At 44.8% G+C, this 25,980-nt stretch carries 18 protein-coding genes and 1 pseudogene; 16 read left to right on the forward strand and 3 right to left on the reverse strand.

Annotated features, from left to right (window positions below; genetic code table 11):
• Positions 1-360 (reverse strand): DUF4347 domain-containing protein (locus QUA78_RS15385; RefSeq protein WP_333300244.1); only part of this gene is annotated, 360 nt, incomplete at its 3' end.
• A gap of 114 nt (positions 361-474) precedes the next feature.
• Positions 475-735 carry a hypothetical protein gene (locus QUA78_RS15390; protein WP_333300245.1) on the reverse strand — a complete coding sequence of 87 codons (261 nt, stop codon included), beginning with the start codon at positions 733-735 and terminating at the stop codon, positions 475-477.
• A 354-nt stretch (positions 736-1,089) separates the two neighbouring features.
• On the opposite strand from QUA78_RS15390, the gene QUA78_RS32875 reads away from it, so the two are divergent.
• The 13 genes and pseudogenes from QUA78_RS32875 (at position 1,090) to QUA78_RS15450 (ending at position 17,680) form a co-directional block, all read left to right on the forward strand.
• Positions 1,090-1,194 carry a transposase gene (locus tag QUA78_RS32875; protein ID WP_445302331.1) on the forward strand — a complete coding sequence of 35 codons (105 nt, stop codon included), beginning with the start codon at positions 1,090-1,092 and terminating at the stop codon, positions 1,192-1,194.
• Between the two features lie 132 nt (positions 1,195-1,326).
• Positions 1,327-2,118 carry a hypothetical protein gene (locus QUA78_RS15395; RefSeq protein ID WP_333300247.1) on the forward strand — a complete coding sequence of 264 codons (792 nt, stop codon included), beginning with the start codon at positions 1,327-1,329 and terminating at the stop codon, positions 2,116-2,118.
• A 282-nt stretch (positions 2,119-2,400) separates the two neighbouring features.
• Entirely contained in the window at positions 2,401-2,550 is a 150-nt protein-coding gene (locus QUA78_RS15400; protein WP_333300249.1) for a hypothetical protein, read from the forward strand.
• A 419-nt stretch (positions 2,551-2,969) separates the two neighbouring features.
• A complete protein-coding gene (locus QUA78_RS15405; RefSeq protein ID WP_333300252.1) occupies positions 2,970-3,506 on the forward strand; it encodes a tyrosine-type recombinase/integrase in 537 nt (178 codons plus the stop codon).
• Positions 3,507-3,886: 380 nt separating this feature from the next.
• On the forward strand, positions 3,887-5,149 hold the full coding sequence (locus QUA78_RS15410) for a hypothetical protein (protein WP_333300255.1): 1,263 nt from the start codon (positions 3,887-3,889) through the stop codon (positions 5,147-5,149).
• A 243-nt stretch (positions 5,150-5,392) separates the two neighbouring features.
• Entirely contained in the window at positions 5,393-6,397 is a 1,005-nt protein-coding gene (locus QUA78_RS15415) for a squalene/phytoene synthase family protein (protein WP_333300256.1), read from the forward strand.
• 80 nt (positions 6,398-6,477) lie between these two features.
• On the forward strand, positions 6,478-8,619 hold the full coding sequence (locus tag QUA78_RS15420) for an NAD(P)-binding protein (protein WP_333300258.1): 2,142 nt from the start codon (positions 6,478-6,480) through the stop codon (positions 8,617-8,619).
• An 84-nt stretch (positions 8,620-8,703) separates the two neighbouring features.
• The gene (locus QUA78_RS15425; RefSeq protein WP_333300260.1) at positions 8,704-9,186 is read left to right on the forward strand and encodes a protein kinase domain-containing protein; all 483 of its coding nucleotides are present in this window, start codon (positions 8,704-8,706) and stop codon (positions 9,184-9,186) included.
• Positions 9,187-9,236: 50 nt separating this feature from the next.
• Positions 9,237-10,683, forward strand: a pseudogene (gene tnpC / locus QUA78_RS15430) (IS66 family transposase).
• A gap of 35 nt (positions 10,684-10,718) precedes the next feature.
• Complete coding sequence (locus QUA78_RS15435) at positions 10,719-15,788, forward strand: AAA family ATPase (protein WP_333300319.1); 5,070 nt, start codon at positions 10,719-10,721, stop codon at positions 15,786-15,788.
• Positions 15,789-16,088: 300 nt separating this feature from the next.
• Positions 16,089-16,802: a tyrosine-type recombinase/integrase gene (locus QUA78_RS15440; RefSeq protein ID WP_333300262.1), complete on the forward strand. Its 714-nt coding sequence runs from the start codon at positions 16,089-16,091 to the stop codon at positions 16,800-16,802.
• 207 nt (positions 16,803-17,009) lie between these two features.
• A complete protein-coding gene (locus QUA78_RS15445) occupies positions 17,010-17,222 on the forward strand; it encodes a hypothetical protein (protein ID WP_333300263.1) in 213 nt (70 codons plus the stop codon).
• Positions 17,219-17,680 carry a hypothetical protein gene (locus tag QUA78_RS15450; protein WP_333398889.1) on the forward strand — a complete coding sequence of 154 codons (462 nt, stop codon included), beginning with the start codon at positions 17,219-17,221 and terminating at the stop codon, positions 17,678-17,680. The genes QUA78_RS15445 and QUA78_RS15450 overlap by 4 nt, the downstream gene beginning before the upstream one ends.
• A 229-nt stretch (positions 17,681-17,909) precedes the next feature.
• Here the strand turns inward: QUA78_RS15450 and QUA78_RS15455 are convergent, their stop codons facing one another.
• Positions 17,910-21,602, reverse strand: coding sequence for a WD40 domain-containing protein (locus QUA78_RS15455; RefSeq protein WP_333300266.1), 3,693 nt, complete (start codon positions 21,600-21,602; stop codon positions 17,910-17,912).
• A 277-nt stretch (positions 21,603-21,879) separates the two neighbouring features.
• Between QUA78_RS15455 and QUA78_RS15460 the strand changes: the two genes are divergently transcribed.
• The 3 genes from QUA78_RS15460 to QUA78_RS15470 all read left to right on the forward strand — a co-directional run bounded on the left by QUA78_RS15460 (position 21,880) and on the right by QUA78_RS15470 (position 25,920).
• A complete protein-coding gene (locus QUA78_RS15460; RefSeq protein WP_333300268.1) occupies positions 21,880-22,284 on the forward strand; it encodes a hypothetical protein in 405 nt (134 codons plus the stop codon).
• A gap of 605 nt (positions 22,285-22,889) precedes the next feature.
• Complete coding sequence (locus QUA78_RS15465; protein WP_333300271.1) at positions 22,890-25,553, forward strand: serine hydrolase; 2,664 nt, start codon at positions 22,890-22,892, stop codon at positions 25,551-25,553.
• Between the two features lie 49 nt (positions 25,554-25,602).
• Positions 25,603-25,920: a hypothetical protein gene (locus QUA78_RS15470; protein WP_333398890.1), complete on the forward strand. Its 318-nt coding sequence runs from the start codon at positions 25,603-25,605 to the stop codon at positions 25,918-25,920.
• The last annotated feature ends 60 nt before the right edge of the window (positions 25,921-25,980 follow it).

Genomic DNA, 25,980 nt, shown 5'->3' on the forward strand with positions numbered 1-25,980 from the left:
AAGCACAATATCAGCTTGGTCGCTCAGCGCATTTCGCCACTCTTGCAACTGGCTTTCATATTGCGGCAAATTATCCGAATTCAACGTCGCAGAACCTAGCTGCAAGCTGCCAGAATTGCCGTGAGAAAAAATGTGAACCGAGTCTATCGCCCCCTTAATAGAGGCGTATTTTTCCATCTCGGAGGTGATTTGTTCGATGCCGTTTTTGGTGCTATCGAGTATTACTACCTGCTGTCCGGGCAGCACTCCCGCTATAATTGACTCGTAATCTTCCACGCCGGAGTCAATGAAGACTAAGGAGCGCAGTGGCCGTTTTTCCAAAGAAGATTGTGAGTTAACTTGAGCGAACGTAGAACTCATATTGGAGACTCCATTTAGGGCATTATTAGTAGATACACCCCGGAGCTATCTCATCAAACTTATTTGATAACTATGCGATATTGGCAATTGACTTTTGTATGGATCGAGGTAATCTTAACTGAAGATAACAGAGCCTAATTGCAGTGGGTTCGAGCGGCCGTCAGAAGTTGTGCGAACTTTGTCAATCTCTCTAAGAATAGAGGCATATTTTTGAAGTGCCGAGGTAATTTTATCGATGCAGTCAGATTCCCCAGCCAAAATTCTGGAAACACAATATCCACCTTCATTGATGCTGGAGTCCTTGAATATAAAGCTTTTGGATGGGGAATTTGCGTATTCCGAGGCGCGAGTCGTTTCCCTTAAAGAAGCCAACATATTGCGTCCTCCAAAAGTGAGTTGAGCGGTAGATACAGCCTTGGATTTAGAGCTTCTGAAACTGCCAGCGACCTTCTTTATTTCGCTCATTCTTATTTAACCTATCTATCAGTTTCCCCTATTTCTGCAGCACTGCCATCCGCAATCGCACGGAATTTATAATCTGCGTGTTTTCCCTTACTTCCGGCAAACGCGCAATTACCGATAGATCCGATATCCTACTGGTGATACCACTTTCAAAAAAGAATCCAAATCTAAATCCGTGCTTCAAACCTCGATAGCCATTAGTCATTCGGGTAGTGATGCACAGTAATGGTTTAATATTAAATCAACATAAATTTCAGAGGTAAAAGTATGGAATGTCCTAATTGTCAAAGCGATTTTTTTATTAAAAATGGAAAGACTTATTACGGGAAACAGCGATTTAAATGTAAAAATTGTAGTCGTCAGTCAGATTAAAAATTCTCAATATAAGCAGATTTCACTCCTATACTAAATCCTTAATTGAGCGGCTGATTTTAGAAAAAATTTCTAGAGCCGGAATTGCTAGAGCTACGGGGATATCCATTCGATGGCTCCAGAGTTATGTACATGACTTACGCAGCCCTAGCCGCCGCCCTTCAATCCGGTCAAGAGTTGTTGCCTGCTGCTGTGCCGATGTTGAGTGAAAGTGCGATCGATGGTGTCGAAGATGTGGAGGTCGAATGGGCGCTCTGGCAAACTGATTCTGGTGACAAAGGGAAAGCGGCAGCAATGGCGACAATACGGGCAACTCTAAGTCGATTCAACCAGCCTGGCAGGCAAGCGGAAATTTGGAGTTTAAATAAAACTGTCAAAATGGAGAAAATGAGAATGAGTAACACAGAAAGAGAAGAAGTCTTCAAAGACATAACAAGACAGGCTTCTCCCGAACAAACGATAGTGGCAAACGAACGTTCAGGTTACAGGATGCCACCCGAATATATAACACGAAAAACCTTAGTCCAGATTGACCTTGCCTGTACAGTTATTTGCTCAGAAGCACAAGAAGACCCACGCTCTTTCCTTAATCGCTTTCAAGGTGATTCGATTAATCTAGCCATGAATTTAACGTTTGCCACAGGTTTTAGTTTGTGGCTAAAGAGTAGCAGTCTCTTGTATTGCGTGACTAAAGAATTAGCAAAAGCGCTAATTGAGACGGATATCTTGGATAAAAAGAATATTCTCACAGATTTAATCTGGCCATTTCCACAGATTGTAGTTGCTATCCCAAGGTTTTTACTCTGCCCTCCCGGAACTACTGATGTTTATGTAGATTTCTTGCTAGTAAGTAGTTTTAAAAAGCCTGGAAAAGAAACTCAATGGATTAGCATTTGTTTTGTAGACACAATTGGCAATATCTAGGTAGCAGACACGCAGATAGATGCCGCAGGAGATGTAATCATCGATCATGGCAAACTAGACGAAAAAGACCGAGAATTCTGTGATAAAATTCGCTCTTTTGCTATCAATATTTTGCTACTTTTGGAAACTTCAGGAGGTTCTCTTTTTAGCGACGTAGTACCCTCGGAAACGGTAGACGACATTAAAAAGCCAAAAGGGTTCGGCAAAAAATCTTTAACGCCACCACCCAAATATCCAAGATAGATCGGGAAAAACTACCAGATAAAATCTGAGCAGTCGCCAGTGTCAGAGAGTCGAGGCACTCACGCTTCACCTCGCATTCACTGGCGGCGCGGGCATTGGCGGTGCATTGAACCGGGCGAGGGGAAAAAGTGGAAGGAGAGCAAAAGACTCTGGATCGAACCTGTCCCGATCAACGCTGGCATTGAGTAACTTGCGCTCCATCTTATTTTTATTGATCGCCCGAAGCCGGCTCGCGGAGTAGCCTTTTGGGCTACCCCTTTGGTTTCGTGGGGTAAAGCCGAACTACTCAATCGCCCAAGTCCTGCGCCGATCGCCTCTACACCGCCTCGATCGCTCAAAACATCCCATCAAGCATTTCGGTAACGTCTTGTTGGTCGCGCCCCCGGTTGTCACATAAATCATGAGAGTGTCAAGCTTTCTGTGCCTGCTGAGTTTCTGAACCTTCCGCACATTCCCATCCGTCGCATCCAGGGCTGCCGTGATAGCTGTCTGTGTATTCTACGGCCGCCATCCTGAACTGGACTACCACGTTAAGAAATCCCCCCGACCGATGCAGCAATGCAGTAAGTGCGGCAAACTTTCTGGTATCGGGTCGGTATACACCAAGCATGAAAATAGAGGGACACGGGCAGGCCAAGATATTCACGCAAGAGGAAATCGAACTCTTGTTCAACGAAGGTTTGCAGAGCGACCGCGATCGCGCTCTCTTTGGAATTTGCCTCTACACCGCCTGCCGCATTGCCGAAGCGTGCAGCTTGAAAGTCATCGATGTTTTCACCCCAGCGGGTGTCATCCGCTCCGAAATGATCATCCGTAAAGGCAACACCAAAGGCAAGCTCGGCACCCGCACTATCCCGATCATTCAAGAGTTGAGGCTGCTGTTAGAAACCTACAAACATCCCTCACACCCCTACCTGTTCCCCAGCCGCCACCTCAATCACCGCTGGAAACACACGAACCCGGAAGCCGCCTCTCACCTGTTCCAAGAAGCCTGCGAAAAAGTCGGCATCATCGGCGCTTCCACCCACAGCCTCAGAAGGTCGGCACTTACTCAAATGAGCAACGCGGGTATTCCATTGCGGATTATTCAAGAAATCAGCGGCCACCGCAACGCCAGAACAGTTGCAGCGCTACGAAAGAGGTAGGCAGAACAAGGCAGAGGAGCGATCTCTTCACTTTCCATGCTTTCTAACACTGGAAAACGCTCGTTACCCCGTTGGCAGCGGTCTGCTAGTTTATGACGATCGCCCCCAACCGCTGCAATCGCTCCATCTGCGCCTACCAGTGCAGTAATGCAGCAAGTTTGACCGACTCCACTGTCGGGTCAGATATACACCACATGGATCACCCCAACGGTCACATGAAGTATAGGTGGGTTGTGAGCTCGGTTTGCTTTCTCAAGCGATCGAGAAAGAGTTTGTGATTGAGAAAATTGGCGTTAATTGAGATCGAACCGATCGGTATTTGTGATATGACTGAAATAAAAGAAGTTTGCAAGCTAACTCCACGATGAGGTTATGAAGCAATGAATGTTAACAGCGCCGCTCAACTTCTGCAAACAGGCTTTCGCACAGCACTAGGAGCAAGCAGCGCGATCGCGGAACTGCTTCATAACCCGCAAAAATTAGTAGACATCCTCGCAAAACCGCCGCGATCGCCAGAACAACTACTCCTAGACCTTGCTGCCAGAGGCGAAAGCATAGAACAAGAAGCACATAAATTTGGTGAGACATTGTTATCGGGCGGCAGTAACCATTCAAAACCTCCACAATATATTGAACGAGCTAACGAGCAATGTTTTCTACAACCCTACGATATCAAAGGCACAAACCTTTATGGATTTGTGTTAGAAGGTTCTTTGCCTCAACTCCAGAATTTGTGCGACAAATACCTCAATAATTTAACCAGCGGACAAATCGAGTACCGCCCTGCCACACACTATATCCTACTAACCTTTGGAAGTATAGATTCCCTGGCTTCTAGAGAAAAGCCCGATCGCGACAGAGGTTACATCGACGAGCAGGAAGTTGTGATTTGGGTCTTGACTGCGGTCGGTCAACAACGTGGCTCCATCTTTCAAATAAACCGCTTTGCTTGGTTCGTACCCTACATATTCGTCAGCAATTCACCAGCTTTAGCTTCAGGTCGAGAGGTTTACGGCATCCCGAAAGAGATTGCAAGCTTCAACATTCCCTCAATCGATCGGTTACAAGACCCCTTCAGTTTGCACACTTATACGTGGAAAACTTTAACTGCTCAAACAGAAGCAAAATGGGAACAGCTAATTAAAGTATCGCAGAAAAATGGAGGCAGCGAAAGCCAGCCACCTAAAATATGGACTAGCTATTCAGAAGCAGTTGCAGAAATCGCCCAACTATTTTTCGGTAGCGACAGCATCATGAAAATTCCGGGCTTAAGCCTGCCACTTAACCTGCTTGAATACCTACTGCAATATCGGCTAAATGCAGAAATTCCTGTAGTCATGCTCAAGCAGTTTCGCGATGAAAAAGACGGCAAACAAGCTTGCTATCAAGCGATCGTAGAAATTCCAATGAAAGTGTCCAAATATCATGCAGGGCGACTCCTAAGTTTCGGTTCTACTCGTGGTTCTCAATATGAGGTCACAATCTACAATTTTGCCAGCCACCCCATTGTCACAGAATTGGGCTTGCAAAAAGGCAAGCCAGAGCCAGAACAACCAGTAAACATACAGCCGAATCTGGCTTTCTGGCTCAACTTTGATTTCACAGTCGAAAATGGTACTGCGGTTTGGAAAGCGCATTCTTAGATTAGGCTTTTTCTTTCTGAGTCAATTTGTATAGGGGCAGAAATTTTGATTCCTTTTTGTAATCTTAACTACTTGCCATCTCTCTTGTTGTAGGATACATTATTTACCAGGATTTACGACGGACTGAGGTCTCTGGGAGGCAAAGGCGCTTCAGGACTTAATATCTTAATACAATCAGGGACACGACGAAGCATGATAACGTTTTATCTTTTGCACGAACAGAAGAAATACCTTGAAGAGTTCATGAATAAAGTTTCTCGGTCTTTTGCATTGGTAACTCCTTGTTTTGAAGAACCGTTAGATGATTTTATGGCTACGGCCTATCTGATTTTTCGCGTTGCTGACAACATTGAAGATTGCCAACAGTCCTTGAGCTGGCAGCAGGCTCGTTTTGATGAATTTCAGCAACTGCTAAAGGAACCAGCTTTTGCCTCCAATATTTTATCTAGCTGGTCCTCCGAAAATTGGCCGGGACTCGGTGCCGACCAAAAGCAATTAATGAATCTGGAAAATGGACTAATGTTATGGCAAATTTATGCACTAATACCAAACGATGCTAAAGCAATTATTCATTGCTGGGCTTCTGCAATGGTTGAGGGAATGAAACAAGTGCTAGATCGCCAACAGGCTCCTATTATGCTAACGCGCAATGGGATCAGTCTCCCAGCCCAAGAAGACGATTACAATCGTTATTGCTATTTTGTAGCTGGCATAGTTGGTCATATGGGGACAGAGTTAGCTATCAACCATTACCAATTCAACTTAGATGTTGCAGCTTGCCTTCTAGCAGGTTGTGAAACCTGCGGCGAAGCATTGCAAAAAACAAACATTATCAAGGATTTTCCTGAAGATTTGGCTAATGGTATATGCTATTTACCTGATGTATGGATACAAGAAGTCGATGATTCACCACTCTTGCTGAAGGGAGCTCCCAAGAATTGGACGCAAAAAGTTCTTACAAATGTTATGGTTGAGCTAAATAAGTCTGTCGGTTATATAATGAATATTCCCTATGAAGCTGTGGGCTATCGCTTGGCTAGCTTAATGTGCCTACTTCCTGCTTACCAGACGCTATTGTTTGCAGCACAGCAACATGATAAATTATTCACTGCAGATCATTCCGTGAAAATCTCTCGTAGTTGCTTCTCGCAGTGTATTGAAGATGCTAAGTCGATGGTGCGTGATAATGATGCACTAATAAAATACAGTCAGGAATTGCAAAAATCTGTAGAATATGCGTTCAAATGAAAGACGACAGGATTTGAACAGATTTTGGATGCAGCTAAATTAAAATATTGATACACTACTTTTGCATGGAAAAATAAATTATGGCTGAAACTATGAAAAAAAAGAAAATCGCAATTTTAGGAGGGGGTATGGCTTCTCTTACAGCAGCTTTTGAACTGACAAGTCAACCTGATTGGAAGGAAAAATATGAGATTATACTCTATCAAATGGGGTGGCGTCTGGGTGGCAAAGGTGCGAGCGGACGCAATATGAATGCCCAAGCTCGAATTGAGGAACATGGCCTACATATCTTGATGGGAGTTTACGAAAATACCTTTCGAGTTATGCGTCAGTGCTATCAAGAATTAGGACGGAGTGAAGACATCCCACTTGCTACCTGGCAGAACGCTTTCAAGCCACACAATTTCATTGCATTTCCTGAATATATCAACAAACAGTGGGTACTTTGGCCCTACGACTTCCCAACAAATAATTTACTGCCCGGAGAAAGTGATAAATTGCCCTCTGTTTGGGAGTCTGTTTGCTTGCTAATCGAGTTTATGGTCGATCAATTTAAGAGTTCATCCTACTTATTTAGCACTCTGTCTGACGGCGAAAAATTATTGGATTTTACAGGGATTCCCGAGTCGATCAAATCTCTACTGAAAGAGATGAATATTCACTTAGAAATTTCTAATGTCCCTTATGAAATTGGTTTATTATATATTGCTCAAAAATTAGTTCAGGAATTGCCACAAGATCCTAAAACGCACCGAGCTATACAACACCATGCTCTGCTTTGGTGTCTGGGTCAATTCAGAAATTGGCTTTTCCGAATTGTTGAGGAAATAATAGAAGCGCACCACAAGTTTCGTCGCCTGTGGATACTTGTAGATTTAGCATACACCATCATCCAGGGTGTAATTGTGGACGGTATTATTTTTGATGGCTTTAATGCTATTGATGACTATGATGTCCGGGAGTGGTTGAGTAAACATGGGGCTTCTGAACTTAGCGTCAATTCGGCACCAGTGCAGGGTCTTTACGACCTTGTCTTTAGTTACGAGAACGGTAATGTCAATCAACCAAATTTAGCGGCTGGAGCTGCGCTTCGTTGCTTTCTACGCATGACTCTTACCTATAAGGGTGCGTTTTTTTGGAAAATGCAATCTGGTATGGGAGATACAATCTTCGCACCACTTTACGAGGTACTCAAGCAACGGGGTGTTAAGTTTAAGTTTTTCCATCGTGTCAAAAATCTGAAGCTTTCTGAGGACAAAAAGACTATTAAAACGATCCAAATTAGTCGCCAAGTTACGCTTAAAAACAATGTTTACGAACCGCTTGTTGATGTTAACAAACTGCCCTGTTGGCCGAGTTCTCCTCTCTACGATCAGCTTGTTGAAGGGGAAGAACTTAAATTTAGGAAAATTAATCTAGAATCGGCCTGGATGTCGTGGGACGATGTGGAGGATATCGAGCTCAATGTAGGAGAAAATTTTGATTCTGTGGTTCTGGGAATTTCTCTAGGAGCGCTAAAATATATCTGCCAAGAGCTAATCGAAGCTCGCAAAGAATGGCAGCAGATGGTAGAGAAGGTCAAGACTGTTCAAACCCAGGCACTTCAGCTCTGGCTAAAACCTAGCTTACCAGAATTGGGCTGGATGATGCCTAATCCTGTTATAGATGCTTATGCACATCCCTTTAACACTTGGGCTGATATGAGCCATCTCAATGTCTCTGAGGGTTGGTCTTCAGAACATTATCCAGGTAGTATTGCTTATTTTTGTGGCCCTTTGGAAGAGATCGAGGAAATTCCAGCCTTTGTAGATCGTTCGTTTCCTGACCAAGAAATGAATCGGGTCAAAGAAACGGCTCTTAAGTGGTTTCAGCAAAATATTGCGATTTTATGGCCTAAAATAACTCTACCCAAAAGTTCAGATCTTCTGAATTGGAACTTACTTGTTGACTCAAAAAATGGTAATGGTTTAGAACGATTTAATTCTCAGTTTTGGCGGGCAAATATTGAGCCTTCTGAGCGTTATGTAATGTCTCTCAAAGGAACTACAAAATATCGCCTCAAACCTGACGCATCCGGCTTTAATAATCTTTACTTAGCTGGTGACTGGACACTTAATGGGATTAATATTAGCAGTCTTGAAGCAACTGTTACTTCAGGTATGCAGGCATCTAGGGCAATTTCTGGATTTCCTCAAAAAATTGTGGGTGAATCAGATTTTTAAATTTTGAATGGTAAAATGAAGAATCAGAATTAGATATAGGTAATACCTTGCGGTAGAGTCATAATATTTTACTTTCCAAAAAATATGCTAAAACTTCCGGGATACACAAATTTTAAAAAAATTAATGAAGGCGTTAAAACAGTTGTTTATCGGGGGCTGAAGCTTCAGAACCAACAGCCTGTTATTGTTAAGCTACTAAGCTCTAAGTATCCACATCCTATTGATGTTGCTAATTTAAAGTATCAATATGAAATCGCGAAAAACTTGAACATCCCAGGAGTTGTTAAGTGCTTGGGGCTGGAAAGATACCAGAACAGCTTCGCCTTAATTATGGAAGATTTTGGCGCTCAATCTTTAAATTACATCCTTGCTTCTCTCAAGAACGATTTTATCGGTTTTCTCCGAATAGCAGTTCAGTTAGCGGAAACTTTAGGGCAACTCCACAAACAGCAAATCATTCATAAAGATATTAAGCCAAAAAATATTATTATCAATCCCGCAACTTGGTTGGTTAAAATTATAGATTTTAGTATTTCTTCTCGCCTGGGTAGAGAAAACCAAACGTAAGGATTCAGGTCAAAAAAAACTTCAGTGGCGGCATCTGGTAAAATAAACAAATGAAAAAGCCCGCAGCCACCAGACAGAAAGAAAAAGCCCAAATAGAGCAGTTGAGCCAAGCTGAACTGGTAGAAATGGTACTGGGGCTGCAAAAAATCATCATCAGAATTGCAAGAAAAACTAGCGATTGCTAGGGGCAAAAATCAAACCACCAGCCAGACTTCATCAAAGCCCCCATCAACGGATCTGATCCAGAAATCAGAGAAACCAACAGTCAAACCAGAAGCAGACCAAAAAAAGAAACCAGGTGGACAACCAGGTCCTGACGGGAAAAACCCGAAAAGGGTTTGGACGAGTAGACAGAACCGAAATTAGCTCACCCAACATCTGTCAAAATTGTGGTAGTCAAGAATTAAGTGAAGTAATTAACATCCACAGACAGCAAGTAGCAAGTCTTGTCGCAAAACCAATTGAAGTCGTCGAATATCAGACACAATCGTGTAAATGCCTAGAATGTGGTGCAGTAGTCACAGGAGAACCACCCCGCTTGAATAATTCCAGGACAAGACTTGAGCGTTAATCTCCAAGCACCCGGCGTTTGGCTGGGAAATTATGGGCATCTTTCCGACGGCAAGCTGACGCTCGTTGTTGTGGGAACTCGGCAGGAGAGAAGTGGGAGTAGGAACACTCCAAAAAACCAATCAACGAGTAGCAGCAGCAGTAAAGCCAGCGATTAATGCACTGTGGGAATGGGCACCTCTTCAATCAAATGTTCATGTAGATGAAACACCCTGGTGTGTCATGGGGGTTAAAGAATGGTTATGGACGGCGAGTATCGAAGGATTCTGTTTATTTCATGCCGCAGATACCAGGGGGCGGGTGGAATTAGAAACCATGCTGGGCAAAGAATTTGCGGGAGTCTTAAGCTCAGATGATTTCAGTGTTTATAATGGCGGGAACATCACAGCCCAACAGAAATGTCTAGCCCATTTACGACGGCATTTCAAGAAAGTGCTGGGACTTCCGGGCAACAATAATGCAGCAGTCGCTCAAATATTTCTGTCATTAATTGATGAAGCTTTTATCGCCCATGAGTCCTGGCGAAAGACGAAGGAGCAACTTACCTACGACTCCTGGGCTGAGGATTTCAAAATACGATTGAATAAAGCTCTTGCCACTTGGTTGAACCAAGTTGGTTATGCGGCAGGTTTGTTGCTCAAATCCTTACGAGATAAAGCAAAACAGTGGTGGTATTTTCTGGATGACCCCTCGGTGCCTCCTGATAATAATTTAGCAGAACGTTCTCTACGGCTAGCTGTAACTAAACGGAAAGTTTCTGGCGGCTCTCGTTCGATGAAGCGATTTGAGGAAACGGCTAATCTATTGAGTGTGATTCAAACCTGTCGTTTTCAAGCTCGTTCAGTAATGGCTTTTTTCCGTGAGGCTATTTCTGCCCATTCTTGTGACTTGGCTCGGCCTGAACTCATTCCCCTTTTTCAGACCTGAATCCTTACAACCAAACAATTAACAATCCTAATTATCTGGAAGGCACGCTAGCCTATATATCCCCAGAGCAAACGGGCCGGATGAATCGGTCGATTGACTATCGTACCGACTTTTACTCCTTGGGTGCAACCTTTTATGAAATGCTGACAGGTTCTCTACCTTTTGCAGTCACTGACCCAATGGAATTGGTTCACTGCCATTTAGCAAAGCAACCTGTTCCGCCGATTCAGTTAAATCCAGAAATTCCCCAAACGGTTTCTGACATCACGCTCAAATTATTAGCCAAAACTGCAGAAGAGCGATATCAAACTGCTGAGGGACTAAAAGCAGATCTAGAAAATTGCCTAACTCAGCTACAGGAATTCGGCACAATTTCACCATTCATTGTAGGGTCTAAAAATTTATCCGGTCAACTGCTGATCTCGCAGAAGCTCTACGGCAGGGAAAAAGAGGTAGCTGTATTAATGGAAGCGTTTGAACGAACCAGCCTCGGCACAGCCGAAATGATGCTGGTCAGCGGTTATTCGGGAATTGGCAAATCTTGCTTAGTGAATGAAGTTCACAAACCTGTTGCAGCCAAGCAGGGGTATTTTATTGCTGGTAAATTTGACCAGTTTAAGCGCAATATTCCTTACGCTTCGCTGATTCAAGCTTTCCAGTCACTCTTGCGGCAGCTATTAACAGAAGATTCTGAAAAAATAGCTGTTTGGAAAGAGAAGATTTTAACGGCAGTGAGTCAAAATGGTTCTCTAATTATTAATGTTATCCCCGAACTTGAACTGATTGTCGGTCATCAGCCAGAAGTACCACAACTGAGTTCCCATGAATCCCAAAACCGCTTTAATCGCGTTTTTCAACAGTTCTTCAAAGTCTTTTGTCAACCCGAACACCCCCTCGTTCTTTTCCTAGACGACTTGCAGTGGGCTGATTCAGCATCCCTCAAATTAATCCAACTGCTGATGAGAGATCGCGACAGCCAATATCTGTTAATGATAGGAGCTTATCGAGATAACGAAGTCAATCCAGCTCATCCCTTGATTCAGACACTAGAAAAGATTCGAGAAAGTAGGGCTGCCATCAATAATATTACTGTTAAACCTTTACAGCTAAACCATGTCAGGCAGCTAATTGCAGACACGCTCAACGAATCTCCCGAAGCTAGCCGTATAAAATATTTCTCAGAACTGCTTTTCAATAAAACCCAAGGCAATCCATTCTTCTTGACTCAACTGCTAAAAGTGCTGGATTCCGAACAACTGCTAACTTACGACACTTTTATCGGTATTTGGCAGTGGGATATCGAACTTATTCAAACCATTGGTATTGCGGATTGCAATATCGTTGAACTGATAGCAAAGAATATTCTAAAGCTACCAGCATCAACGCAAAAAGTCTTAAAATTGGCGGCTTGCATCGGCAGCACTTTTAATTTAAGCGTTTTGGCAATTGTGAATGAAGAGTCAGAATCAGTTACTGCTTCTGGTCTGTGGCCGGCACTTCAGTCTGGTTTAATTTTGCCTCTAAGTGGAAACTACAAAATCCCGCTAGTTTTTCAACAGGAGGAACTAGGGGAACTTATTCTCAACGATTCCAGGGTAGACTATAAGTTTTTGCACGATCGCGTGCAGCAAGCCACTTATTCTTTGATTCCCGAATCCGATCGAAAATCGACTCACCTGAGCATTGGCAAACTTTTGCTGCAAAATACCAGCCCTGAAGACAGAAAAGAAAATATCTTTGCTCTGGTCAATCAACTTAATTTTAGCACTGACTTAATAGTTGGGCAAGTAGAAAAAGATGAACTAGCTTTCCTAAATCTAATTGCCGGTCAGAAAGCAAAGGCAGCGACAGCTTACGAAGCTGCTGCCAGGTATCTAAATATTGGTTTGGAACTCCTTGCTGCTAATAGCTGGCAGAGTCAGTATGAATTGACTCTCAACCTCCATGTAGAAGCAGTAGAGACAGAATTTTTAAACACCAATTTTAAGCGCTCTGAACTACTAGCTGAAACTGTTCTACAAGAGGCCGAAACCCTACTTGATAAGGTGAAAGTATACGAGCTAAAAATTCAATCTTATGTTGCTCAAAACCAGCTCATAAAAGCTATTGATACGGGTTGGGAAATATTGTCCATGCTGGGGGTTTCTCCCAAATTGCTAGAAGATGGGAATACCTCAGTAAAATTGCCTGCGCTGACAGATTTGGAAAATGTTCCCGAAATGAACGCTCCTGATAAGCTGGCGGCGATGCGGCTACTGGTGACTATCTCAGCTCCCGCTTCTATTGCCAAGCCTGAGATGGTTTTGCAGATCGTATTGACTCAAATTAATCTCTGCATTGAAAACGGTCATTCAGCGCTAGCAGCTTACGCTTACAGCATTTATGGCTTGCTGCTATGTGCAGCACTTGGAGATTTAGAGGCAGGATATTATTCTGGTCAGATAGCTTTAAAGCTATTAGAGCAATTTAATGCTAAAGAACTCACAGCTAAAGTATACACTCTGTTTAACGTTACTATCAGACATTGGAAAGAACACGCTAGGGAAACAATAGATGCTTTGCAAGAAGGGGTGCAAAGCGGTCTGGATACTGGAGATGTAGAATATGCTGGCTATTGTGCTTTGAACTCTTGCGCTCATATATTTTTAATTGGCAACTACCTAGAATCTGTAGAGTCGCGCCAAGCTCATTATCTCGATTTACTGCTGAAACTCAAACAAGAATTTGGACTCTACTACATTAAGATATGGAGGCAGCTAGTTTTAAATCTTTCCCAACCTACTGCTGACAAATGTTGCTTAATTGGCGAGAGCTTTGATGAAGTAGAAATGCTGCCTATCTTAGAAACAGCAAATAACCAGATATCCCTTTTTGCTGCCTATCTTGCTAAAGCAATTCTATCCTACTTATTTAAAGAGTTTGCTGCTGCCATTGAAAATGCTTCAATCGCTGAAAAATATAAAGCATCAGCACCCGGACACATGACAGTTGCTGTTCACAATTTCTACTATTCGCTAGCTCTTCTGGCTCAGTATCCCGATGTACGAGCTCAGGCTGAATCTGGGAGGGAAAGCGAGCAACAAGAAGCTCTGGCTATTGTGGAGTTGAATCAAGAAAAAATGAAGGGCTGGGCTTACCATGCTCCGGCTAATTATCAGCATAAATACGATCTGGTTGAGGCAGAAATAGCACGGGTCAAAGGGCAAAATTGGGAAGCGATGGAGTATTACGATCTCGCCATCGCGGGAGCTAAAAAACAGGGGTACGTTCAGGAGGAAGCTTTAGCTTACGAACTGGCGGCTGAATTTTATTTAGGGGCTTCAAGAGAGGAGATCGGTCAGACTTACATGGCATCAGCATACTACGGCTACGCTCGGTGGGGAGCGAAGACTAAGGTTGCAGATTTGGAGTCAAGATATCCTCCGCTTCTTTCTCTGATATCTGCTGCTAAGAACGCCAGCTTTGAGAGAACTACCTCTACAGAAACTACAACATTTACTAATAATACAACAGGTAATTCTTTCCTTGATTTAGCAACAGTAATGAAGGCTTCGCAAGTTTTAGCGAGCGAAGTTGTTTTGAGTAAATTGCTAGAAAAATTGCTAAAAATTCTGATGGAGAACGCTGGCGCCCAAAGCGGTTTTTTAATTTTAGCAAAAAATGGCGACTTGTTAATAGAAGCGTCTGGTTCTGTTGAACGAGATCGGATCGTAGTACAGCAGTCGCTTCCAATCGCTTTCAGTCAGGATTTGCCATTGTCTCTAATAAATTATGTAGTCCGAACGAAAAGAGATGTTGTTTTAGATGATGCCGGGAGGGATGAACTATTCAAAAATGATGTTTACATTGTCAAAAACAATACTAAGTCTGTTTTATGTACGCCTATTATTAATCAAGGTACTTTAATTGCTGTGCTTTATTTAGAAAATAATCTGGCAGAGGGTGTTTTCACAGCAGAAAGGCAGGAAGTTTTAAAGCTTCTTTCTACTCAAGCTGCGATTTCTTTAGAAAACGCTTTTCTCTATAAAAAATTGTCGGCAGCTAATGAAAAATTGCAGGAGTACAGCCAGACTTTAGAGGCGAAAGTGCAAGATAGAACGCGGGAAGTTACAGAAAAAAACGCGCTCCTACAGCAAGAAATTAGCGAGCGAATCTCTACTGAATCAGCTTTGAGGCAGTCAGAAGTGCAGTTAAAAGAACAAGCAGTTCAGCTAGAAATTGCTCTGATAGAATTGCAGCAGACTCAGGCTCAAATGATTCAAAATGAAAAAATGTCAAGTTTGGGACAGCTAGTTGCTGGAATTGCTCATGAAATTAATAATCCGATTAATTTCATTTATGGCAATCTTACTCACGCAACTGAATATATGCAATATTTGCTGCAAATAATCAATATTTACCAGCGGACATACCCGATTCTTACTCCTGAATTGGCAGCAGTAACAGAGGAAATTGAACTTGATTTCCTCCAACAAGACTTGCTGCAAATTCTGAAGTCGATGAATGTTGGAGCCGAGCGCATCCGCAATATTGTGATAGGTTTGCGGAATTTTTCGCGCCTTGCAGAGAGCGAGATGAAGCGGGTTGACATTCACGAAGGGATTGAGAGCACGCTGCTGATTTTGCAGCACCGCCTGAACTCAGCGGTAAAGCTGGGGGATGGAGATGATAGCGGCGAGCCGGTCGGCATTGCGAGCAGAGAAATCCAAGTTGTTAAAGAATACGGGAACCTGCCTTTAGTCGAGTGTTCTGCTGGAGAACTCAATCAGGTGTTTATGAATATTCTAGGCAATGCGATCGATGCACTGGTACAGTTGGATAACCAGCAGTGTCCAACGCCTGCGATTCGGATTCGCACAGAGGTAAAAGGCACTAGCGCGATCGTCTCAATTGCAGACAACGGACTTGGAATGAGTGAATCAGTCCGCGTTAGGGTATTCGATCCCTTTTTTACAACTAAGCCTGTAGGTTCGGGCACTGGTCTGGGCTTGTCTGTTTCGCACTCAATTATCGTACAAAAACACGGCGGGAAGCTAACGTGCATTTCAGCACCGAGGCGGGGATCTGAATTTGTTTTGGAGATTCCGCTATCACAGGGTATATAGACGTTATGCTAGTACATAATTTAGTTGAGTTTTGAGTCCAATTTGGATATAGAACAGTAACAGCAGGTTGTCAACCAATTTTAGAAGTGCATCAACCCATTTAGTATCATTAATCCTACTACTTTTGTTAAGCTAATTGCTCCGATAAATGTGAATGAGTGCACCTTTACTGCGTTAGCTGCACTTCAGCTAATTTATGACGCTCGCCCTCAGCCGCCTCGTTAAGAAATACCCCAGAACGGTGCAGTAATGCAGCAAGTATGCAAGACTCTCAGGTATCGGGTCGAGTATACACCAAGCATGAAGATAGAACGGCACGGGCAAGCCAAGATACTCACGCAACAGGAAATCGAACTCTTGTTCAACGAAGGTTTGCAAACCTCACGAGATCGCACGCTCTTCGGAGTTTGTCTCTACACAGCTTGTCGGATTGCCGAAGCTTGTTCCCTGATGGTCAAGGATATCTACACAAACTCTGGCACCGTCCGTTCTACAATTAACTTCCGCAAAGCCAACACCAAAGGAAAACTTCAAACCAGGACGATTCCGGTCATTGAAGATTTGCGAAGTCTCCTAACATCTTGGCGTTCCCACGCCGGCGAGACTTATTTATTCCCCGGCCGCCACCCTTCCCACCACTGGAAGCATTTGCACACCAACTCAGCGGATCGGATTTTGAGAGAAGCGTTCGAGCGGGCCGGCATTGAGGGAGCCTCCACCCACAGCTTCCGTCGCACCGCCCTGACTCAGATGAGCAACGCCGGAATTCCACTGCGGATTATTCAACAAATCAGCGGTCACAGTAACCTCGAACAGTTACAGCGCTACTTAGAGGTGAAGCCGGATCAAGTCAAAGGAGCGATCGCCTCTCTTTCCATGCTTTCCTACACGGGGAAAGGCGCATTTCCCCCTGTAGAGGATGAATTGTCGGCTAGGCCGTTATCAAGAGAGCAACTGTCACAACTGTCACAACCCGAAGCAGACTCTTGGTCTGAAGAAATTCCTGATTGGTGACGATCGCTTGAACCTGCGCCTGAAGCTCTCAATCCTGAGCTGGTTACAATTGTTCGTCATTCAGACGATCTCGCGTAAAATAAGAGCTTGTACGAGGCGGTGCTGTTTGTTGCCGAAGACTAGAGAATCAATCAAGGACGTGGGAATTTAACGCGAAGATGCAAGCCTTCTACACCGAACTCGAAAAACGCCTTTGGGAAGCAGCCGATGAACGAGCGGGCAAATTCTAAACTCAAGCCTTCGGAATATTCTGTACCCGTTTTGGGGTTGGTTTTTCTGCTGTACGCTGACTATAAGTTTGGCTTGGTTTCACAGGAAATTGCAGCAGGAAGCAGCAGGCGGCGCACAGTGGGTAAGACGGATTACCAAGCACTCTTGCGCGCTTTATTTGCCGGAAACGGCCCGCGCATGATTATTTGATCGATCGCCCGGAAGCAGAGGATATTGGCGGGGCGATTAATGCGGCGATGAAGGCGATCGCAGATGAGAATGAGGAACTCGGCGGCGCTTTGCCTAGAAATTACAACAGCTTGGAAAAACCGATTTTGCGGGAGTTGTTGAAAATCTTAGTCATGCGTTTTAAGGGCAACTGCTTTAGATTCACTGCTAGCTTTATTTTCTGTGTCATACGGTTCAACGCTTCTGTCAAGCTGCTGACGAGGTTGTCACCCCGTCAGGAACGGGGGTCATCAGACTTAGCTGGAACATCCGTTACATCTGGTACAATTAATTTTCTAACAACCTCACCCTCCAAATCAGGCTTTTCTGATGCGATCGCGTCTCGATCTGTCACACCGGGAGACCTAGGGTCATCAGAATTGGCTGGAGGGTCTGTTACATCTGGTATAATTAATTTTCTAACGACATCAACTTCCTGATCGGGCTGTTTAGGTGCGATCGCATCTCTATCGGTCACGCCAGGAGACCGAGGGTCGTCAGGCTTCTTAGATTCAAAGTTCTCTATACTCATAAAAAAAGTATGGGTAGACAAGAGTTTGTCCGAATAGACATCTCCAGAAATTAAACTTCACTCCAACCGCTACAAAGCTTTCAGATTAATTTTCTTGAATGTCTAAGGAGTAACTCTGCCAGAAGCATAGCACCGAACTAATCGATTTCCACAGCTCCCAGCGCTTTTAAAGTTGCCTTCCGTGCTGGCGTTAAACCAATCGCACCCCTAATATTCATACCCTCATAAGGTCGATCGGTCAAGAGCGTTCTCAAACACTCACCCGTGTCAACACTCCAGAACTTGATTGTCTCATCTCCACTCCCACTAGCTAAGGTTTGTCCATTTGGACTAAAGACAACTGACCATACTCCTTTAAGATGTCCCTGCAACGTCCGTCTGTTTTTTCCTGTCCTGACATCCCAAAGCTGAACCGTTTCGTCATCGCTAGCACTGGCTAAAGTCTGACCATCTGGACTAAATGCCACCGACCTAACGCGGTGAGTGTGTCCTTCAAACGTTTGCAAACATTCCCCCGTGCAAACATCCCACAGCTTGATAGTCTCACCGCTACCACTGGCAATCCTACTACCACAGGGACTAAAAGCAACCGATAGAACCCAATCCCGATGACCTTGAAAGGTGTGAACACAAATCCCTGTATTCATCTCCCACAGCTTGACCGTCTGGTCATCACTGCCACTCACCAAAGCTGTTCCATCCGGACTAAACACCACGGACTTAACCCGATGAATATGTCCCTCAAGCGTTTGCAAACATTCGCCCGTTTGCCAATCCCACAGCTTCACCGTACAATCCCGACTGCCACTAGCTAGTAGCTGTCCATCTGGACTAAAGCTGAGGGATTGAACCCAACTGCTGTGTCCCCAAATTGTCCTCAAACATTCTCCCGTGTCACAATCCCAAATCTTGATGGTGCGATCGTCACTTCCACTCGCCAAGATTTGATTCTCATCGAGTTTCGGTGCAAACGTGACGGATGAGACGATGTTAGTATGTCCCTGCGCTGTTCTAATGCACTTTCCGGCCGCCACATCCCACAATCTTACCTGTTGGTCTCGACCGCTACTGGCTAATAATTGCCCATCAGAACTCAATGCAACAGATAAAACCGAATTGCTGTAACCCTCTAGCGTTCTCAAACACTTCCCCGTGCGGACATCCCAGAGTTTCACCGTCTGGTTCTCACTGGCACTCAACAAGGTGCTGCCATCTCGACTGAACAGAACCAACCAAACGCGATCGCCATGACCCTGTAATGTCTGAAGACATTCTCCCGTCAAAGCATCCCAAATCTTAACTGTCGTATCCTCACTGCCCGTTGCGAGAATTTGACGGTCAAAATAATTGACATCACTTCCAAGATGTGCATAGTCGATTGCCCACACATAACTGTTGTAGTCCGGTAATGTTCTAATGCATTCCCCAGTGGTGATATCCCAAAACTTCACCGTTTTACCATCGCTTCCCGTTGCCAACGTCTGCCCATCAGGGCTGAGTGCAACTGAAAGTACCCAGTTAATGTGAATCTCCAGGACTCGCAGACATTCACCCGTATGGACTCGCCATAGCCTCACGGAGGAGTCTTCACCGCTACTAATCAACGTTTGTCCGTCTGGCGTGAAGACGACGGACAGTAAATGATTAGTATGTCCTGTCAACACGTTAAAGCATTGTCCAGTTTTGACGTCCCAAAGCCTAACGGAGGAGTCATTACTGCCACTTGCTAGAAATTGTCCATCTGGACTAAAAGCAATTGATTGCACACAACCCGTGTGACCTCGTAGTGTCTTGAGGCACTGTCCAGTGTTAACATCCCAAAGTCTCACAGAGGAGTCATTGCTGCCACTTGCTAGGATTTGTCCGTCTGGGCTGAATGCTACCGAATGCACCCAACTGATATGTCCCTTGAAGGACAAGAATTGTCGGCTATCTGCAACGTGCCATAGCCAAATATCGTTATCGATTCCTGTCGCCAAAAGCTTCCCGTCTGAACTAAAAGTCGCTGATAAAATACCTCCCAACGTTTGTGTAAAAACCGATTTAGTCAAATCCGAATTCACAAAATTGACGCGATGCAAATTCACGCCCTGAAGGTAAGCTTGCCAAACAGTTAGACCAGAGAAATCTAAATCGCTGGAGTCTATCTGAAGCTGCCAAAAGAGATTGAGAACATTTCCTCCGGCATATCCGGGTTTTGGTGATGAGGGTAATGCTTCTGTGGAACCGGGCGTTGGCGCAGCAATTCCCGAGGGTATTCGCAACTTCGACAAAATCTGAATCAGGCAATTTTTAATACTTTCATTGTTGCCAAAAATCGCCAGTAATCTATCTACAATGGGTTGAATAATGAGACGAATTTGAGCCTCTCGCAGGTAATCTTTTGTCTGAGCCTTCATTAGGGCGTAGCGGTCAAAGAACACAATTTCCACCGTACTAATCTCCTGGCACACCTGCTCAATCAATCGTTCAGTGACATACTCCATAACCACTGGCTGTTGTGTGAAGCTGACTGAGTGCCTCTGTGTCAACGCGGGTGTAGCCTTTTCAATGAGAGAGCGCAATTGCAGAGACTCTAACGCTTCTAATAGCGCTCGATGCGAAACAGTAGGAATGATATCATCACGCAATTCTGTAATCGAAACCCACTCTCGATTGATGGCGACGCAAAACATCGTCTGCTTTTCTAATGCTGACAATCGACTAAACTGTTGGTCTAGCAAATTAGAAATATCACCGAAAACGACAGTGCCTTGTTCTAAAAATTGAGCAATATCGCTATCGAATAATTCTTGAATTGTCGTGGCTACCATCTTCAGCGCCAGCGGATTACCTGCATACTGCTCCACTAACCCTTGTCCTTCGTCTGCGGATACTGTAAAGCCCTTCTCCTTGAAGATTTCCTGAACGTTTTCTTGCGCTAAACCACTCAACCGCAAGGAGTGGATGGGAAAATGTTCACCTTCTTGATAGCTAATTCCTCTCGGTTTTTCTCGCGTCGTTAATATTAAACAGCTTTGATGACGGGTTTCTCCTATACAGCTAAAAAGTTGCCCATATCCCTCATATCCCTCTCGATAGGTTCCCGCACGCCCATCACTGCTTAAGATGGATTCTGCGTTATCAAGTATGAGCAAACAGCGTGAGGCTCGCAGGCGCTCCACCAATCGAGAGATTTTGCCGTCAATTGTTTCTGGCAAGTCGGTTTCCTGCTGGTTAGAGAGGAAACGAATCACATCTGCCAAAAGTTCTTGAAGCACAGGAGCATTGCGGAGACTGCGCCAAACTATGTATTCAAACTCATCTTGAATTTGTTCTGCTAGCTTCACCACTAAGGTGGTTTTACCAATCCCACCCATGCCGATGACGCTAATCAAGCGGCAACGCTCACGCACAACCCATTGCTCTAACGTAGCAAGTTCCTCAGTCCGTCCATAAAACGCAGTAACATCGGGGGCTTCTCCCCAATCTTGACGACAGTGGGCGCTCGCGCTTGGCGCGGTGGCGAAGTCAATCGCTTCTACGTTGCCACCCGGCGGAAAGTCTTTTGGGTTACGAGTATCGGTGGCGCGATCTGATTTCACGGATACGGGTTGGGATGGAACGACATTCCCTAAGTCGGCGATTTCTTGCCATTCCAGCCCCAATAGCCCACAGATTTCCACAAAAGTCGCATAATCAACAGTTTTTCCGATGAGGAACCTGCTGACAGTTGATAAAGCAAGCCCTAAATCTTCAGCCAAGGCTCTTTGGCTGTGAAAGCCATTGTGCTGGAGGGCTAATTTAGCTTGCTTAATGCAGTCGCTGCGAACTTTGAGCGAGCGTGACATAGCCTATTCCCCAAAAGTTATGCCGATTTTAACAAAGTTAGTCAGTCGAAAGTCGGTAACAAGTCAGTACGTTCTCAGTCTCGATCTCGGTCAGGTACAAGTTTTGATGAATTTGTAGAGATGAGAAGTCCGATACGGACTCTCAATCCAAGTAAGAAGTCAAGTTGTCAATGACACCTAGCCGAGCAAGTTAAGGATTAGCAACTCGGCGAAGCGGCTTCCTACCAAGCAGTAAAACTATCACCTCAGAAATAACTGAGGAAAGGAAGAAAAAGTCATGCCTCAAATTCAGAATGCAAAACTCGCCATCAACCATATAAAAGAAAAGTCATTGTCAGAGTGTGCTGTGACTTGCCGAATACACTTTTTCCCAGATGAGCTAGCGGTCATCAAATTAATTCCCCAGATGAAATTTAACTTGAAGTGCGAACTCTGGGGAGCGGATGATGGTTTTAAAGGAGCCGATGACAAGCTTTGGGTATTTGATAGCGTCTTATCTTTCCCCGATTCGACGCCGACCGAAGATGAAAACGCTCGATTCTTCGTGGTGTTAGGTGACGAGAAGTTAAATGAAGACACTGGTTTTTCTCCACAGGACGAGATTTATGGGAAGCTCATTCTTACTCATAAGCTGTTCCCAAAAGTTGAGCGGAAAACTAACGTTGTTACAGACTACTTTTGATGAGTAGCCTTTATCAGGCAAGCTATCAGTAGTTTGCCTGAGAGGTCATCTGACTGTAAAGATGCCGCAGATGACCTCTTTACCAAGCTCTTCATAGGCATCGCCTACCACGAAACGGCTTCTCTTAGGAGTTGGTGGGCAGCACTGGGTAGCGCTCGCTTTTACTCCAAACATCAAATCCTGTCTTTTAGCAGTACAGAAAATTTTTCATTATCTGCATAATCTTCTCCTTTCTCTGTGAAGAGTTAATAGTAGAGACAGGTTTAATTGGAAAAACGACAAATATTGCTGGTTTTCACCCCAATCCACCCGCTTCTACAAGTGGACTAAATCCCCGTAGCGAGCGCTCTTTTTTTCCTTTCCAAAAAGCTAAGCAGATTGTCTCAAAGTTAGTCAGTTGAAGGTCGGTAAGAAGTCAGTACGTTCTCAGTCTCGATCTCGGTCAGGTGCAAGTTTTGATTGATTTGTAGAGATGAGAAGTCCGATACGGACTCTCAATCCAAATAAGAAGTCAAGTTGGTCAACAACGCCTAGCTAACACGTAGGAAGCCGCGATCACTTTTGACCCTTGCTTTAAGTCTAATAACAAAGGAGAAAAACATACCATGGCAACAACAATCGAAGTAAAATATGCAGAATTGGGTGGAGCAAAGAGCTTTTTGGGCAACCCGATTGGCAACGAAAAAGATACCGCTGATGGCAACGGTCGTTACCGCGATTACGAAGGCGGGTCTATCTACTGGTCTAAGGATACAGGCGCACAAGAGATTCATGGCAACATCCGTAAGAAGTTTCTGGAATTAGGCTGGGATAAGAATGTGAGTTCTTTGCCTAACACCGACGAAAGCATTGCTGCTGATCGTATTGGACGCTATAACACGTTTGGCGAAGGTCACGAGCGCGGTATTTACTGGACTCCTCAGACAGGCGCACATGAAATCTTTGGGGATATCTATAAAAAATGGTTGGCACTGGGCGGTGTCAAGAGTTCATTGGGCTATCCAATCACTGGCGAAAAACCGACCTCTGCCCCTAGCCAAGGACGTTACAGTGAGTTTCAGAATGGTGCAATCTATTGGTCAAAATCAACTGGCGCACATGAAGTCCGTAAGGAAATTTTAGACCAGTGGAAGAAGCAAGGCGGTGAAAATGGTCTACTTGGCTTTCCGACCTCAGACGAATTGCCAGACGTGGCTGAGTCTGAGCGCTACAACACCTTTAAGAAGGAGAAATTGACCCGCGAATGGAAATCTCCTGGCATTAATCCCCCAAAGGATCACAACCCGCAGTATCCCATTGCGGCGATGCATGACCGGAACTTGAGCAATCACACGAAAGAAGGTGACGCGCTAGTTAAGAAAGGCTTTCGGATGATCTCGCTGAGTGTTTATGGCGAACCCAAAAATCCACTGTATGCGTCGGTCTGGATTCAAAATCCAGAAGCTGCGAAGCAAACAGCAATCTATAAAGCTAGCGGCACAGAGTACCAGCAGTTTTATAACGACCAGGTGAAAAAAGGCTTCTACCCCATTATTGTCAGTGTACTCGGGTCTGGGTCAAATACGGTGTTTGCAGCGGTCTTTGAGGAGACATCTGGGCCAAAGCCTTTTGCCCGTCACGGTCTGGTCAGTGGTCCAGTAGATGGACCAGACAAAAAAATTCACGATACCTCGACGTTTACATACTGGAATCGCTGGGCGAAAAGCAATAACTATATCTTGCGCTGGGCAACTGTCTACGGATCAGCCGATGAGCCGTATTATGCTGCGATCTGGGGCCCCAATGAGGATAACGTCTCGTGGGATGTCGTTTTCCACTGTGCTGATAAAAAACTAGCACTCAATTTCAGTGGAACAGATTCCTCCTTATTAGAACCTGGCGACTTCCAGGCAGTCTTTGATGCCCAAGTAGCGCAGTGGATGCGTCCTGCTTTCATCACGCACGCGCCACACGGTCGCTATATCGAGGTCTACCGCGACGATCAGTTAGGTAAGTTTGTTTCAAAGATCGGGTTGACCAGCAGTGAGTATCAAGCCGAAGCCGATAAGCTGGTCAAAAACGGCAACTTTTACCCACTCTGCGTGCAGGGTGCAGTGGTGAACGGGAAAACACAATTCGCAGCGATTTTTACCCAACGCCACGAAGCACGTCCGCGCCAGTTGACGGTTACAGGGCAGTCGATTCCGTCGCTGTACGCTTTTGATGAGGCGATGCAGGAATTTATGCAGAATGACAACGTGCGAGCCGGGTCACTGGCAATTGCAAAAGACGATAAACTGGTTTACGCCCGCGCCTTCACTTGGGCAGAGCAAGGTTACCCAGTTACACGACCGGAGAATATCTTCCGTGTTGGCAGTAACTCAAAACAGTTTGTGAAGCTTCTGGTCTTGCAGTTAGCAGAGAAGGGTGTTCTGAGCTTAGACGACAAGTATATTGATCGCGTCCAACTGACAAAGCCAGTATCGGAGATGGGGAATAAGATACCCCAAATGACTATTCGTCAGATGCTCGAACACAAAGCTGGGTTACCTCCCAGTAGTGGTGATTGGGACTCCCTTCTCAAGAAGATCAACGAGAAGTTGCCAGCGAACCAAAAGAAACAATACCCATTATCGTTAGCTGATGTGGTCAATGTTCAGGTGATGATTGACCTAGATGACAACCTAATTGGAAAAGACTCTTACTCCAATACCGGCTTCACGATGCTGACGCTGCTTGTCGAACAACAGTACCAGATGGTCTTCGAGCAAACGGTGCAGAAATACATCAGCAAGCCAATCGGCGTCAAGCGTGCAGTTGTCACGGGTAGCCTATTGTCTGAAATGAACCCATTAGAAGTGCGCTATCATTCCACAAATCCTGGGGTGAAAAGAAGTGCTAAGACTCCCGATCAGCCTATGGTACCTTTCCCATACAGTGGTAACTTCCAAACGTTACCTGGCACAGGTGGTCTGTCGATGGCTCCAGCAGATTACGTCAAGATGTTAAGCGTTCTGTTTTCTGGAAAAGATAACGTCTTGCTGAAGAACAGCACTGTACAGGCGCATAAGGACAATCTGGATGAACACTATGGTGGAATGACCGGTGCGGTTGCCTATATGGTACGTCGCAACGATGGAATCGCGATGGCAGTCTCGCTCAACAAAGATTTTGAAGCGCCATACGACATTAAATTGAATTACCTAGCGCATCGCTTGAACCAGATTGCCGATGCCGTTGCAGGAAAGTGGCCTAATCACGATTTGTTCCCGTTGGTGGGGATTAACTAGCTAGCATCGCTTTGACCAGGGAAAGTCTTGTTCGACTGGGAAGCTGTAGTTGCCTTCGTCCACAATCCCGAATTACCGCCAACCAATATCGTTTTTCCCTGGTCAACTTCAACTGTTGCACGACTCACTCCCCCAGTGGAGTGAGAAACCCAATCTTTTATTTTTACAGAATGTTGCTCGCACAACTTCCACAAAACACAGTAAAGGAGAATTGAAAAAGGTACAAATCATTGGCGACCAAGAAAACAATATCCTCGAAGAGACAACAGAAAACGACACCATCCTAGGCCTAGCTGGTAACGATACCCTCAACGGCAGCAAAGGAAACGATCTCCTTCAAGGCAGTAGTTCAACAACAGCAGGGTAGATTGATATGCTGACAGGGGGAAGTGGGTCAGATACCTTTGTTTTAGATACTCCTGCTTGG

Origin of the sequence: Microcoleus sp. K4-B3 (assembly GCF_036704615.1) — a bacterium.
Taxonomy (GTDB): domain Bacteria; phylum Cyanobacteriota; class Cyanobacteriia; order Cyanobacteriales; family Microcoleaceae; genus Microcoleus.